Annotated in this window: 11 protein-coding genes and 1 tRNA gene; 6 read left to right on the top strand and 6 right to left on the bottom strand. The window is 33.9% G+C overall.

Features of this window, described 5'->3' with window-relative positions; genetic code table 11:
- Nucleotides 1-52: 52 nt before the first annotated feature.
- Nucleotides 53-1,522, top strand: coding sequence for an exopolyphosphatase (locus tag ACGH4F_RS02140; protein ID WP_411589891.1), 1,470 nt, complete (start codon nt 53-55; stop codon nt 1,520-1,522).
- Between the two features lie 80 nt (nt 1,523-1,602).
- Here ACGH4F_RS02140 and ACGH4F_RS02135 read toward each other — a convergent pair whose 3' ends face one another.
- The 3 genes from ACGH4F_RS02135 to ACGH4F_RS02125 form a co-directional block, all read right to left on the bottom strand.
- The gene (locus ACGH4F_RS02135; RefSeq protein WP_411589825.1) at nt 1,603-3,066 is read right to left on the bottom strand and encodes a DASS family sodium-coupled anion symporter; all 1,464 of its coding nucleotides are present in this window, start codon (nt 3,064-3,066) and stop codon (nt 1,603-1,605) included.
- 81 nt (nt 3,067-3,147) lie between these two features.
- On the bottom strand, nt 3,148-4,113 hold the full coding sequence (locus tag ACGH4F_RS02130; protein ID WP_411589824.1) for an FAD:protein FMN transferase: 966 nt from the start codon (nt 4,111-4,113) through the stop codon (nt 3,148-3,150).
- Between the two features lie 16 nt (nt 4,114-4,129).
- On the bottom strand, nt 4,130-6,901 hold the full coding sequence (locus tag ACGH4F_RS02125; RefSeq protein WP_411589822.1) for a flavocytochrome c: 2,772 nt from the start codon (nt 6,899-6,901) through the stop codon (nt 4,130-4,132).
- Between the two features lie 503 nt (nt 6,902-7,404).
- Between ACGH4F_RS02125 and ACGH4F_RS02120 the strand changes: the two genes are divergently transcribed.
- A complete protein-coding gene (locus ACGH4F_RS02120; protein WP_411589821.1) occupies nt 7,405-8,457 on the top strand; it encodes a dihydroorotate oxidase in 1,053 nt (350 codons plus the stop codon).
- 63 nt (nt 8,458-8,520) lie between these two features.
- On the opposite strand, the gene ACGH4F_RS02115 is transcribed toward ACGH4F_RS02120, so the two are convergent.
- Nucleotides 8,521-8,889 carry a YbaN family protein gene (locus tag ACGH4F_RS02115; RefSeq protein ID WP_267378702.1) on the bottom strand — a complete coding sequence of 123 codons (369 nt, stop codon included), beginning with the start codon at nt 8,887-8,889 and terminating at the stop codon, nt 8,521-8,523.
- Between the two features lie 278 nt (nt 8,890-9,167).
- Here ACGH4F_RS02115 and ACGH4F_RS02110 point away from each other — a divergent pair, with 278 nt between their 5' ends.
- Together ACGH4F_RS02110 and ACGH4F_RS02105 are read left to right on the top strand one after the other, a co-directional pair.
- Nucleotides 9,168-10,757: an ATP-dependent nuclease gene (locus ACGH4F_RS02110; RefSeq protein ID WP_411589819.1), complete on the top strand. Its 1,590-nt coding sequence runs from the start codon at nt 9,168-9,170 to the stop codon at nt 10,755-10,757.
- A gap of 1 nt (nt 10,758) precedes the next feature.
- Nucleotides 10,759-11,622 (top strand): HNH endonuclease, encoded by an 864-nt coding sequence (locus ACGH4F_RS02105; RefSeq protein ID WP_267378698.1) that lies wholly within the window; start codon nt 10,759-10,761, stop codon nt 11,620-11,622.
- A 60-nt stretch (nt 11,623-11,682) separates the two neighbouring features.
- On the opposite strand, the gene ACGH4F_RS02100 is transcribed toward ACGH4F_RS02105, so the two are convergent.
- Both ACGH4F_RS02100 and dnaQ read right to left on the bottom strand, forming a co-directional pair.
- A tRNA-Asp gene (locus ACGH4F_RS02100) sits at nt 11,683-11,759 on the bottom strand.
- 112 nt (nt 11,760-11,871) lie between these two features.
- Nucleotides 11,872-12,612, bottom strand: a complete 741-nt coding sequence (gene dnaQ / locus ACGH4F_RS02095; RefSeq protein WP_267350934.1) for a DNA polymerase III subunit epsilon — start codon at nt 12,610-12,612, stop codon at nt 11,872-11,874.
- A 181-nt stretch (nt 12,613-12,793) separates the two neighbouring features.
- Between dnaQ and rnhA the strand changes: the two genes are divergently transcribed.
- Together rnhA and gloB are read left to right on the top strand one after the other, a co-directional pair.
- On the top strand, nt 12,794-13,267 hold the full coding sequence (gene rnhA, locus ACGH4F_RS02090; protein WP_267350932.1) for a ribonuclease HI: 474 nt from the start codon (nt 12,794-12,796) through the stop codon (nt 13,265-13,267).
- An 80-nt stretch (nt 13,268-13,347) separates the two neighbouring features.
- Nucleotides 13,348-14,076, top strand: a complete 729-nt coding sequence (gene gloB, locus ACGH4F_RS02085; RefSeq protein ID WP_267378695.1) for a hydroxyacylglutathione hydrolase — start codon at nt 13,348-13,350, stop codon at nt 14,074-14,076.
- Nucleotides 14,077-14,090 lie beyond the last annotated feature (14 nt).

Raw genomic sequence — 14,090 nt, 5'->3', positions numbered from 1 at the left:
GAAGAAATCTAATGAATATGCGGTTATCGATCTCGGTTCTAACAGTTTTCATATGATTATTGCACGAATCATTAATGGTGCAACACAGATAATTTATAAAAATAAAAAGAATATACATTTAGCGACTGGATTAGATGAAAATAATCAATTAAGTGAATCGAGTATTAAACGGGGAATAGAGTGTCTTGAACTGTTTGCTGAACGTTTAAATGGATTTCCTCCGGAAAATGTGAGAATTGTTGCAACTTACACACTTCGTGTTGCATCAAACAGGCATAAGTTTTTGAAGGCTGCAGCTAAAATATTACCTTACCCTATAGAAATTATTTCAGGTCAAGAAGAAGCCCGTTTAGTCTATTTAGGTACTATGACCGCTGAACCCACTTCATCAATTGATACTAAATTTGTTATTGATATTGGCGGAGGATCAACTGAAATTGCGATTGGCAAAGGCAATGACCTTAAACCTATCATTGTCGCTAGTCGTCCAATGGGCTGCGTAACCTTTAATAAACGTTTTTTTCCACAACAAAAGATTGATGAAGAGTCATTTCAACGAGCAAAACTTGCAGCCGAGCAACAAATTGAAACCATGATTAGTACTATCAAAAAACAGAATATTACGGTTGCTTTTGGTACATCAGGAACCATTAAATCAATTCATCATATTCTATTAGATCTTGGTGTGAGTGACGGTATTATTACCCCGAAGAGATTAGATGATTTAGTTAGTTATGTATTGGACTTTGAAACATTTGATGATATTACCTACCCTTCACTATCTGATGAACGTAAACAGGTTTTTGTGAGTGGACTGGCAATATTTTGTGGTGTATTTAATGCATTGGGATTAAGTTCGTTGCAGTATAGTTCTAATGCTTTACGTGAAGGGGTTTTGTATGAATTAATCGGTGGTCCTAATTATCGAGACATACGTCAAACAACCGCCGAATCTTTATCTAAACACTACAATATCGATCAGCGTCATGCTATGCAAGTTGTCAAAACAGCAAAATACTTTTTTTTACAATGGAAAGAGCAAGCACAAATCGATATTCCAATTTGTGTGGAATCCATTTTATATTGGGCAGCACTTTTACATGAGGTAGGATTAAAAATTAATTTTTCGTCTGTGCATAAACATTCAAGTTACATTCTGCAAAACAGCAATTTGCCGGGATTTAACGAAGAACAACAACTGTTGTTATCGACACTCGTTCGTTATCATCGAAAATCAATTAATATTGAAGCATTTCCTTATTTTAGCCTTTTTGAATTTAAACATATTATTTCATTATTACAAATACTCAGGCTCTCCATTCTGATCAATAATCAACGCTCTACAGAGATTAATTTGAATGCATTTCGATTAAAATTAGTTAAAGACAAATTGACCAAAATGACATTCGAAATTGACACTAATTTTGTGGAAAGTAATAAATTGATTTTATTAGATTTAGAGCAGGAACAAAAATATTGGCAGGCCATTAATGATTGGAGTTTATCGATTATGTTGTTATGAGATTATCATAATTAGAGGATAAAAAAACCGCCAATTTCTGACGGTTTTTTTGTTGAATAGTGTTTAAGATACGTTATTTCTTAACCTAATTCCAACATTTTCCACCACAAAAGACCAACGGTAAACACAATGGTTAAGTTAACAACGCTACAGATAAATCCTACTTTCCACCATGTTTTGACTGGAACAAAACCTTCAGCAAATAACAACGGATTTCGAGCATTGGCAAATTGGGTAATGGAACCAAAATAGTTGGTACAAATAACTAATGCAAATATCGCAATCATTGGTGGAACATGAAGTGCCACTGCTACAGATAAGAATACTGGAAATAGCGCCGCAATATGCGCATTGCCACTAGCAAAGAAATAGTGTAAATAAACATAGGCAACACACAAAATAATGATAACAAATACCCAGCTACTATCACCTAAATGCCCCTTTACTGCACTACCGATAGTATCGCCTAGCCATTTTGTAACACCTAGCTTATTGACTTGTCCTGCTATCATTAATAAAGCCGCAAACCAAATTAAGGTATCCCATGCCGCTTTTTCACCTTTCACATCATCCCAGCTTAGTACACCAGTTAAGATTAAAATCGTTAAACCAATAAAAGCAGTCGTTGTTGCATCAATACCTAAATAGTCTTTACCGAAAATCCAAAGACCTAATAATAAAATTACCGTCCCACCCATAATAATTTCTTTAGCGGTAATTGGTCCCATTTTTTTCAATTCTTCAACGGCTAATCTTGGCGCATCAGGTGTCTTTTTAAGCTCTGGATTGGTTAAGAAATAAATGACTAATGGAATCACAATAAAAGAAACTAAACAAGGTACGATAGCTGCAATAAACCACTGTCCCCATCCCAATGTCACGCCTAATGTTTCTGTGACTAATTTAGCGGCTAATAAATTACCGGTAAATGCAGTCAAAAACATTGCTGAGGTAATATCATTGATATGACTAATGGTTAACATTAAAAAAGTGCCAATTCGATTTCTTGATTCATCCTTCGGATTAGAATTAAAGTTAATCGATAACGCTTCAGCGATTGGATAAATCACACCACCAGCACGAGCTGTCGTACTTGGAATGGCAGGCGCCAATGCCACATCTGTTACAGATAAACCATAAGCTAAGCCTAAAGTGTTTTTACCTAAAATTTTTACTAAATAATAAGCAATACGTTTGCTTAAACCAGTTTTAATAAATCCTCGCGCAATCATAAAAGCAACAACGATCAACCAAATTAAGCTACTATTTAATTCACTTAATGATATCTTGATAGACTCAGTTGCATTAGCTGCACCAGATGGTCTTAAAATAGCAAAAACCGTAATGGCTAATAAGCCTATTGCGCCAATTGGCATAATTTCTGCAACAATACAGGCAATCGTTGCCACAAAAATAATGCTTGTTCGCCAACCTTCTGTACTTATTCCTTGTGGAGGCGAAACAAATAGCCATAATATTGCTGAAATAGCAGCAATAATTATGAGCGGTAACCATTTTACTGGTGGTTTTTTCACTGCGTTCATAATAATTTCCTTCTTTAATGTAAAAACGTAATTAATTCATTTAAAACAATAAAAGTTTAGCAATTTCATTGTCATTGGTTCTTAATGCAGATTTATTTCATAGTGTTTATCAATTAGATCAAAATTAAAATTTTTCGGATTGATCAGTGTCATCGTTTTATTTTTTAGTAAAAAAATGGCTGAAATATCTGGATGTTTTTTTAAATATTCACCACTGGCATTTACGCCTAATCCATAAAAAATCGTTGAATAAATATCGCCTTCAAGAGAAGTATTTGAAATAACGGTAACGCTTTCAATTTCATTATCAAGAGGATAGCCAGTTAAAGGATTGAAAATATGATGATAAAGCCGATTATTTTGCACAAAATAACGTTCATAAATGCCCGAAGTAACGACTGATTTATTTTTAACTTTTATTATACCTGCTAACTCATCAGATAAAGAAAAGGGTTTTCTTAACCCTATACACCAACAACCTGACTTTTCTATTGGGGAGGCTCCTAACGTTAGTATATTTCCACCTAAATTTATGATGCCATGGTGAATATGATGTTCAAGTAACAGATTTTTAATGACATCGGCGATATAACCTTTTGCGATAGCACCAAGATCTATCTCCATTCCTGCTTTTTTTAAAAAAACAGAATGGGTTGTATCATTTAATTCTATATCAAATGGATCGGTTAATAATAGTTGTTGTTTGATATGATGATCGGCAGGAATACTATCTCCTTTAAAGCCTATTTTCCAAAGTTTGACGACAGGGCCGATAGCCATATTAAAACAACTTGAAGGATTCACGCTCAGTTGCCAAGCCTGTTTAATAAGTGAAAATACAGGTAAGCTTACCTCAACAGGATGTTTGCCTGCTGCAAGATTGATTGACATAACCTCCGAAACTGGGCGGTTAACAGTCAATTTATCTTCAAGCAATTTAATGGTAGCAAAAGCAAGTTTTGCGACGGTTTCATTTTGCTCTAATAGCGTCAATGTTACCGTCATCCCCATCAATGTTTGAGAATAGTCGTAGGTAGAACTTACCATTTTTAGCAAAGTTCAATTAACTATTAATGTAATCTGTGGCTTTTTTACCTGCTTGTATACCAAAAATAATGATATCAGCAACAGCATTACCACCAATGCGATTTGCTCCATGCACACCACCAACAACCTCACCAGCCGCAAAAACACCTTTAATCACATGTTTATCATTATCTAATACTTGTGTTTCAGTGTTTATCGTTACACCTCCCATTGTATGGTGAACACCCGGTGCAATTTTAATTGCATAAAATGGTGCGGTGTTAATTGGATGACGCATTCCCGTCGTTCGACCAAAATCCTCATCTTGTTTGTTAATTACAAACTCATTATAACGTTCAATCGTTTTTGACAGATTATTAGCATCAATAGAAAGTTTGTTAGCTAATTCAGTAATTGAATCGGCTTGAACAACGAGATCATTAGAAACATACTCTTCAACGGCTTTGTTTTCGTCACGAACTTGTTGATCGAATAAAATATAGGAATAGTGTTCAGGTAATTTGATAATATCCGCTGAAACTTTATCTCGGGTATCTAATTCATTAACAAAACGTTTACCTTCTTGAGAAACAAGAATTGCGCCACCGCCACGTATAGATTCTGAGATCAAATATGAGGTAGTTTGTTCAACAGTTGGATGGATTTGAATTTCGCCCATATCAACAGTGCCAGCCCCAAGTTTTTCTAAGATCATGATACCAGAACCTGTCGCCCCTTTATGATTGGTTGTCACAAAACCTTTTAAGTCAGGACGATATTTTTCAACCATTTCACGGTTAGCACTAAATCCGCCCGTTGCAATCACCACCGCTTTCGCTTTAATGATATAATTTGTGCCGTCTTCTTCAACGACTTTAACGCCAACAACTTTATGATTTTCGGTAACGATTTCAGTCACATTGGTATCTAACATGACTTCAATACCACGTTTATTAAGATTTTTTACCAATCCACTAATCAAAAATCCGCCAACAGCTGCACCACTTGCTGGTCGATGTGTACGGTCGATACTCATTCCACCTGTTGTCGTAATACCACTTAGTTCAATACCGTTTTCATCTAACCAATCAATCGCATCGGGGGCATTTTCAACAAAGTAACGAAGTAATTCCGGATTATTTTTATTTTTACCACCAGCCAAAGTTTCTTTATAGAATAGATCCTTACTGTCAACAATGCCTTTAAGTTTTTGGAATTTAGTTTCAGCTGCATTCATACCAGCAGACGCTTTATTGGTATTTCCGCCAATAACAGGCATTTTTTCAACGACAACAACGCTAGCCCCTAAATCATGAGCTCGTATTGCAGAAGCCAGCCCTGCTCCCCCGCTTCCCACAATAACAATATCGTAAGATTTATCATTTGGATCACCACCTTCAGCAATAATGGCTTCTTTATTCGATTGTGTCATGGCCTTAGTAACGGCTTTTTTGAATGCTTCACACTGTGATGTAGCCCCAGAAATTGCATCCACATGTGGACTGTTTGAATTAATAATTCGTTGTTTAATTTCTGCAAAATTATCTAAAACTTGGTTATCAAACTCATTGGCATTCACAAGTTGCATATCTTTAATGAAATCTTTGCCTAACTCGACATTAATAAGAAATTCATAAGATTCATCATTAACTTTTTCTTGATATTGACCAGGTTTGAATTTCTTATTATTTAGACTTGCATCACGAATTAATGCTTCAACTAATGAAAAACGCCATAAAGGTTCAGGGATATTCAATTCTTCACGTTTATCACTACTGATAGTTAGCTCCAGTTGTTCACCTTTTTCAATACGGCTAATCCAGTCTGGATAAGCGATGCATGCTCGACCAACAGCGACCAAATCGTAACCATTATCAATCGCCGTTTCTACATCAATTTGATTAACCACATTACCTACACCTACTACCGGAATTTTAGCTAATGTCGCAGATCGCATTGCCACATATTTATTGATTAACGGGGTTGGATCTTGGGTATCAACAATTGAAGGTCTTAAAATCGCGCCCATTGAAAAATGGATATAATCCAGACCTTTGTCTGCTAACTTTTCAAGTAGATACATGGAGTCATCAAAACGAATACCCGGTACTTCCAGTTCTTCCGGAGAAAAACGATAACCAACAATAAATTCTGGCGTTGCAAACTGTTTAACCATTTTATGTGTGATATCTAAGATTGCTAAAGGGAATTGCAAGCGATTATCACGGCTTCCGCCCCATTTATCGGTTCGTTGATTTGAATTTGGAGAATAAAATTGTTGGATTAAATAAGTGTTAGCACCGTGGATTTCAACACCATCGAAACCGGCTTCAATAGCACGACGTACCGCTTGACCAAATTTTTCGATCATGTCGTCGACTTCGTCTGCTGTTAATGCGATCGGTGTTGCTGCGCCTACTCTAGGGGCTGCGATAGCACTTGGTCCAACAGGAGATTGTCCACCAATGAGTTTTGGCTCAACCATTCGACCACCGTGATAAACTTGAATGACTGCTTTCGATCCCTTTTCTTTAATTGCTTTCGCAATTTTAGCTAATCCTTCAATTTTATCATCGTTATCTAAACCTATTGCACCAGGAAACGCTAATCCTTTATTATCGACAAACCCGCACTCAACGATGATTGTTCCAATTTCACCTGCTCGATCTCGATAATACTCAATTAAATCATGCGTGACTGAACCGTCATAAAATCCGGAACAGGTCGTCATTGGCGCCATCATTATTCTATTTTTTAATTCAACGCCATTGGGTAAAGTGAAGGGTTTAAAAATATTTTCTTTTTTCATTATTATATACCTAATTATTTTATTCAGATTTATTAACTGTTGTTAATAATAGCATTACTTATAATCATTCTCCACTTCGAAACAGACTATTAATGTACTGATGTATTATTTTTTAGACAAAAATTTTTATATATTTTTTAAAGTATTATGTGCTATTTGTTTATCTAAACAAATAACATTGTAGCTTAAGTAAGCAAAACAGTTTTCAAGATAGTCATATTGCAACGATAAATCTAAAAAAAAACACTGCAACTATTTCATTTAGTTACATATTTATCATTATAATTGGCTTGAAGTTTGAATAGATTAAGCTAGAATGCATGCAAGTTTGTACAAGAGAACCTAAGAATGATTAGAGTGAAAAAAGAAAAATTATTATCCAAAATTAAGTATCACTCTTTTTTAATTCAATTTATTGATCCTCCTTTATGGAGGATTTTTTTTATCAAAAATATACACCTCTTTCCTCAGAATTTTTTTAAGTGCTCATCACAGGAGATATTATGAAATCTTTAACACCGTTTTACGATCCCACTATCAGTTATGAAGATAATTATGCAAACGGTCCTTTTGGGCTTTTTACACAATTAAGTCACGTTGAAAATGTCGCAACCCAAACCAGTCAATTTCTCAATCTTGATGTTAATTTACCATTTGGAATGCCTGCCGGTCCCCTCCTAAATGCCAATTATATTAAAGCTGCGTTTGCGTATGGATTTGACTTATGCGTCTATAAAACTGTAAGAACAAGATTTCACAAATGTCATCCATTGCCGAATGTGCTATCTGTTCATCCTAACGGTAAATTATCCAGTAATCTTGATACTGTCTTAGCAGATACAAATTATACTCAACCGCTATCAATTACCAATTCGTTTGGTGTTCCTTCTCTTGCTCCCGATGTTTGGCAACCTGATATGGCTGATGCGGTAAAAGCCGCTGGTCAAGGTCAATATGTTATTGGTAGCTTTCAAGGAACACAAGGACATGGCGAAATTGAAAAAGATTATGCGTTAGCCGCTAAATTAGTAAGAGAAACTAATGCCCCAATTCTTGAAGCAAACTTGAGTTGCCCAAATGAAGGAGCGAGTAAATTACTCTGTTTTGATGTTAATAAAGTAGAACGCATTGTAAATGAAATTAAAAATGCAGTTCCCGATCGTCCACTTATATTGAAACTAGCCTATTTTCCGGATGATGAAAAAATTATTTCATTACTTACTAAAGTCGGATCGATAATTGATGGATTAAGTGCTATTAATACCTTATCAGCTAAACCTGTTAACGCAAATGGTCAGCCAGCTTTAGGAGAAAATAGAAAGGAAGGTGGAATTTGTGGCGATGCCATACGTTGGGCTGGATTAGATATGGTGAGTCGCCTTAATAAATATCGTCAACAAATGGATTTAAAATTTACCATTATAGGTGTTGGTGGAGTTAGCAACAGTGAACATTATCATCAATTCATTAAAAACGGTGCTGATGCTGTGATGAGTGCGACAGGAGCCATGTGGAATCCGTTACTTGCTATAGAGATTAAGAAAAGTCTGAACTAGATTATTAGCAATATTTATAATTGTTACAGGGTAACTTACCCTGTAATTACGTTTCTTTTCTCTTTAAATTTTCTTTTTTCTAAAATAATAAAAGCCAATAACAATATGCGCTAAAAAAACGATTACTAAAATAATGCGCACATGCAAGGAATGAATAAAAATAAATGGGATTAACAATGCGATAAAAACCATAGCTAGCATTTTAAACAAACTTTTTTTAGATGCTTTTTTCTCAATAAGCATCTTTTGTATATAAGTTTGATAATAATGACTTTGAGTAAAACAGCGATAAAGACGATCTGAACTATTAAGCCACAAATATGCGGTTAACAAATAGAAAGGTACTGTCGGCAAAAGTGGCACGAAAATGCCTACCGTTCCCAGCAAAAATGAAACACTACCTATAATAATAAATAACCATTTTTTTAACATAACTAAGTATACTTATAGATAATTATTAAAATTTTTGATTGCGAATAACAAAGCATGAATTCAATATTCCAAAAAACTTAATCATTACGCCTAAAGTTAGGGTAAATTATTCATTGTGTGACAACTTAAGTATATAACAGAGTTTTAAAAGAAAAAAACGTTATGAAACATGATTTTTTCATATTGATTAAATTACATTTTTCTTTGCATTTATGTTAAATGTGTTATATAAAAACAATTACATATTTAGGTAATTTTAGTTTTGGATCAGTTTTAATATGGAAAAAAAGAAAAAGTTAACTATACTTCTTTGTTCTCCTGATTGTTCGACAAAATTTTTAACAGAAGGATCGGTTTTTATAAAACCAATAGATAGTTATTGGAATGATTTTGGATACCAATTAGCGACAGAAATAGGTATTCGATTAAATGATAATTCAATTGAATGGTTTGATTCAAAATTTGCTTTCAAAGATCAAGATAATACTTATAAGTATGTTTCTACAATTCTAAAAAAAGAGAAATTTGTAAATCTTTTTTCGATAGATTTAGCTTTTGCTCATTTATTCACAAATCAAAAATCTTATAGCGCCATCAGCCGATTAATTGGTTTTGAAAGAGCAATAAACATTCTTGAAGAAATAAATGATATTTGTTTATATGTGGATAAACCTTCTAGAATACCAAAGTGGGATGATTTTTATAAAACCGATGTGTATAGTAGAGCTATGCTTAGAACGAGTGAGGCGTATTTTGCTTATCGGCATGGATATTCTATTATACAAGGTAAAGTCATTGAAAATGCGGACTCTAAACAAACCTTCAACATTACGTTTAAAAATTTAGATTCTCTTCAACTCGAATTTAAATTTACCAATCAGAATAAATTACGGGGTCGCATTGCGACCATAATAGGGCAAAATGGATGTGGAAAAACAACGATACTGACAGAACTCGTTAAAGCGCTTGCTGATAGGCAATCAAAACATATCTCAATTGTTCCACAACTTGACTTTAACCAAGTTATTTTGTTTGCTCATCATGCAACACTTAATTCAATTGACAAAGAACTTATCAATAATCCTAGTGTTTCTATTTCACAGCTAGATCCTAATATTCAGAACGACAGGGTTTTTAATGAAAAAACAGACAATCATTTATTGGTAGATGTGTTAAGAAACAATAGAATATCCGAATTATGTAATATCATTTCCCAAGAATTTTATGATTTAACAATAAAAGTTCCGCTTTTAGTGGATCATTCGGCTAACCTAGATCAACACCACGAAATCGCAATAAAAAACTTTGCCCGATACAATGGTGAGCAACGTTGGCTTGATAGGATAGCGACGATTGACCGAGAAAAAAATCTCGTTATATATAAAAATGACGAAAAATATCATCCAAGTTTAGGACAATCAACATTTATCCGTTTCATTTTAAACGTTTTTGCCAATGTCGGACCGGCATCAGTACTGCTTATTGATGAACCAGAAACTTTTTTACATCCTAACCTTATTTCTCAATTTATGAGAATTCTTAATAATGTATTAGAGACCACAAAATCCATCGCTATAATCGCTACTCATTCTCCTTACATTGTCAGAGAAGTACAAAGTGCACAAGTTCATATTATTGAAAAGGACGAAGTAGATTTCAAAATTAAGCAGCCGCGAATGCAAACATTAGGCGCTAATGTGACCAGCATCTCAAATGAAATCTTTGGCGATGATCTGTTAATCCATCTATACAATGAATTAGTTGATAACATTAAAGATGATTTAACCTTCGATGAAATTCTCGATAAGTATATTGGTGAAATAAGTCCAGATGCCCTCTTACAGCTAAGGAATAATATGGAATATTAATATGAGAAAATTAAATTTTCCACAATATAATAGCGCAGAAATTATTGATAGCTGTCAATTAGATGAACTTTGTCAAAAAAATCGAAAAGGAAAACATATTCGGTTTATTTCATCTTATATCGATATTATTAAAAAATCTTACGAACATTATGATAAGCATAATGGTAACCCTTGGTTTATTAATTCATTGTCAGAAGAAACAATACCTTCATTATCGGCATTTAAACAACACATGAATCTTTTATATGATAACCCGCCACAAGCACTTAAATTCATTAAATCGCTGAGAGAAAGTATTCAAGGTGCATGCCCAATGTGTGGGAGACATGGCAATGGAACAATCGATCATTATTTACCTAAATCAATTTTTCCAGAATACTCTTTTTTTTCCAAGAACCTGATACCTGCTTGTGATAGATGCAATAAGGAACGATCATTAAAAATAAAAGGAGATATATTACATGAAAGGCCTATTCACCCTTATTTTGATAAATTTATTGAAAAAAGAATCATGTCATCTCACTTTAAACCAGACTGGCGAGCACCGTTAATTACTCCTATAGCCATAGATGTAAAAGATGAAGAAAAAATTATAGTTGAATGGCACATCAAGAATATTGTCATCCCTTCAGGAATCAAGAATCATTTCTCTTATTTATGGACAAAATTATGTGAATCACCAAAGATATATATAAAAAACGCAATTAATTTAGAAGACATCATAAAAAAATTATATGAAATCCAATTAATTTACGAGAATAATGGCGGAACACCCAATAATTGGGATGCCTGTTTTTATCATGGATTACAAAATAACGAAGAAGCACTCAATTATTTGATTAAAATTCAAAAAGGCGAATTATAAATAACTATTGATTTTGTATAGAGGATTGGAACAAAAACATTATGGAAAAACTGATGAAATTGGCGGAACGGACGGGGCTCGAACCCGCGACCCCCTGCGTGACAGGCAGGTATTCTAACCAACTGAACTACCGCTCCGCTTTTTAGACTACTTCAAGGCATCACTGCTGAAGTAGGCGTGATATTAAAGATTATTTTCGATGGCGTCAATAGATATTTTAAAATATGCAATCAATTGAATAGAAAACAATCATTTACTGGCGCGCCATAATGCTCCGCCACTTTTTTTATCAATTTTTGATAAAACAGTTTCATGTTCTGAAAGTTCATATTCTGATGCTTTTATGACTTTTAAAGGGGTCGATCCTCGCTCTATTCTTTGAAGAGTATTGCTGTTTTCACCATTAGCTAGACTATGTTCATCCATATTAAAGGATAATGTCGTTTGTCCCCCCGTCATAGCTAAATATACTTCAGCTAAAATCTCAGCATCCAGTAAAGCGCCATGAAGTGTACGATGAGAATTATCAATTTGGTAGCGTTCACAAAGCACATCTAAATTATTACGTTTGCCAGGGAAGAGCCGTCTTGCCATTGCTAATGTATCGGTAACAATACAGTGATCAGCAGTTTTATAATCTAAACCACAAAGACGAAACTCATAATCCATAAACCCGACATCAAACGATGCATTATGGATAATTAATTCAGCACCATCAATAAACTTAATAAAATCATGGGCGATATTTTTGAATATGGGTTTATCTTTAACAGCTTCATTGCTTATACCATGAACTTTAAACGCTTCTTCATCAATTAAGCGTTCTGGATTAATATAGACATGAAAATGATTGCCTGTTAAACGGCGATTGATGATTTCAACAGCACCAATTTCAATAATCTTATGTCCTTCATAATGATTATTTCCATCTTGATTCATACCTGTTGTTTCTGTATCGAGTACAATTTGGCGAGTAGAATGAGTTATCACGTTATTCTCTTTATATCAAACATTGGGAAAACTACGAATTAGTGATATAGTTTACCATTAAATACTATTAATGTTGATACCTACCCGCTATTGGAAGCTGAATCTTCAGATTTGCTTACCATTTTTAAATTGTGTTACATTTTGGGAGTTATCAACCTAGTTTGCCGAAAAGTTTGCAAAAATGTTAAAACAAATCAGAATATACACAGATGGTTCTTGTCTTGGAAACCCTGGGCCTGGCGGATATGCTGCCATATTAAGATATAAGCACAATGAAAAAATATTAGCAGAAGGATATTTTAATACAACTAATAATCGAATGGAGTTATTAGCTGCAATTGTCGCTTTAGAAAAATTAAAAGAGCCTTGTCAAATTGATCTCTATTCTGATAGCCAATATTTGAAAAATGGTATTTCAAAATGGATTTATACTTGGAAAAAAAATGGATGGAAAACCGCAAATAACAAATCTGTCAAAAATGTTGATTTATGGATGCGGCTTGATAAAGCGGTACAAACACATAAAATCGATTGGATTTGGGTTAAAGGCCATGCAGGGCATCCTGAAAATGAACAATGTGATATCATAGCCAAATCTAAAGCTGAGTCCCCTACTTTAGTGGATACTTTTTTTGAAGAATCAAATTCAGCGTAATAAGTTTTAAACCCTATTACTTCACATGAGACCAACCCATTATAGTTATCAAATGTCACTTAATAGCATGGATTTCATTTATGTATAAATTACACATAATCCCCGTTTTAAAAGACAATTATGTCTGGTTATTAGAAAATAATGCTAAACAAGTTATTATCATTGATCCAGGGGCAGCCGAACCTGTTTATAACTATCTACATCTACATAATTTAACACCCCTTGCAATTTTGCTTACTCATCACCATATAGACCACATTGGCGGTGTGGTAAAACTACAAAATGATTTTAATTCTATTGAGGTATATGGGCCCAAAGAGATTCCTTTACCTATTCAATATGTAGAAAATAGGGATAAATTAATTATTGCCGATTTTAAATTTGAGATAATTCCTGTACCAGGCCATACATTGGGTCATTTGGCTTACTATTGTCAGCCTTATCTTTTTTGTGGCGATACGCTGTTATCGGCTGGTTGTGGACGTGTATTTGAAGGTACTTATCAGCAAATGCTAAATTCACTTAACAAATTAGCCCAATTACCTGATGATACCCTAGTCTGTGCTGGTCATGAATATACCAAATCTAATCTCGATTTTGCACTCAATATGTTACCAAATGATACTAAAATTAGTGCCTATTATGATTTAATTTCCGATAAATCAATTACTTTACCATCTACTTTAAGAAATGAAAAACAAATTAATGTTTTTCTACGATGTAAAGAAAAAAACATACAAAATAAATTAAATTTTAACAATGAGTTAGATTTATTTGTTTTTTTTAGAAGCCAAAAGGATATTTTTTAGGTATAATATACGGT

Origin of the sequence: Gilliamella sp. CG35, assembly GCF_046635745.1 — a bacterium.
GTDB lineage: Bacteria > Pseudomonadota > Gammaproteobacteria > Enterobacterales > Orbaceae > Gilliamella > Gilliamella apicola_I.
The sequence above is the reverse complement of the archived record's forward strand: the minus strand, read 5'-3'. Positions and strand labels throughout refer to the sequence as shown.

Coding starts and splice junctions, on each gene's coding strand:
- rnhA (WP_267350932.1), top strand. CDS start 12,794: ATGTTAAAACAAATCAGAATATACACAGATGGTTCTTGTCTTGGAAAC.
- ACGH4F_RS02130 (WP_411589824.1), bottom strand. CDS start 4,113: ATGGTAAGTTCTACCTACGACTATTCTCAAACATTGATGGGGATGACG.
- ACGH4F_RS02135 (WP_411589825.1), bottom strand. CDS start 3,066: ATGAACGCAGTGAAAAAACCACCAGTAAAATGGTTACCGCTCATAATT.
- ACGH4F_RS02105 (WP_267378698.1), top strand. CDS start 10,759: ATGAGAAAATTAAATTTTCCACAATATAATAGCGCAGAAATTATTGAT.
- gloB (WP_267378695.1), top strand. CDS start 13,348: ATGTATAAATTACACATAATCCCCGTTTTAAAAGACAATTATGTCTGG.
- ACGH4F_RS02125 (WP_411589822.1), bottom strand. CDS start 6,901: ATGAAAAAAGAAAATATTTTTAAACCCTTCACTTTACCCAATGGCGTT.
- ACGH4F_RS02115 (WP_267378702.1), bottom strand. CDS start 8,889: ATGTTAAAAAAATGGTTATTTATTATTATAGGTAGTGTTTCATTTTTG.
- ACGH4F_RS02120 (WP_411589821.1), top strand. CDS start 7,405: ATGAAATCTTTAACACCGTTTTACGATCCCACTATCAGTTATGAAGAT.
- ACGH4F_RS02140 (WP_411589891.1), top strand. CDS start 53: ATGATTATTGCACGAATCATTAATGGTGCAACACAGATAATTTATAAA.
- ACGH4F_RS02110 (WP_411589819.1), top strand. CDS start 9,168: ATGGAAAAAAAGAAAAAGTTAACTATACTTCTTTGTTCTCCTGATTGT.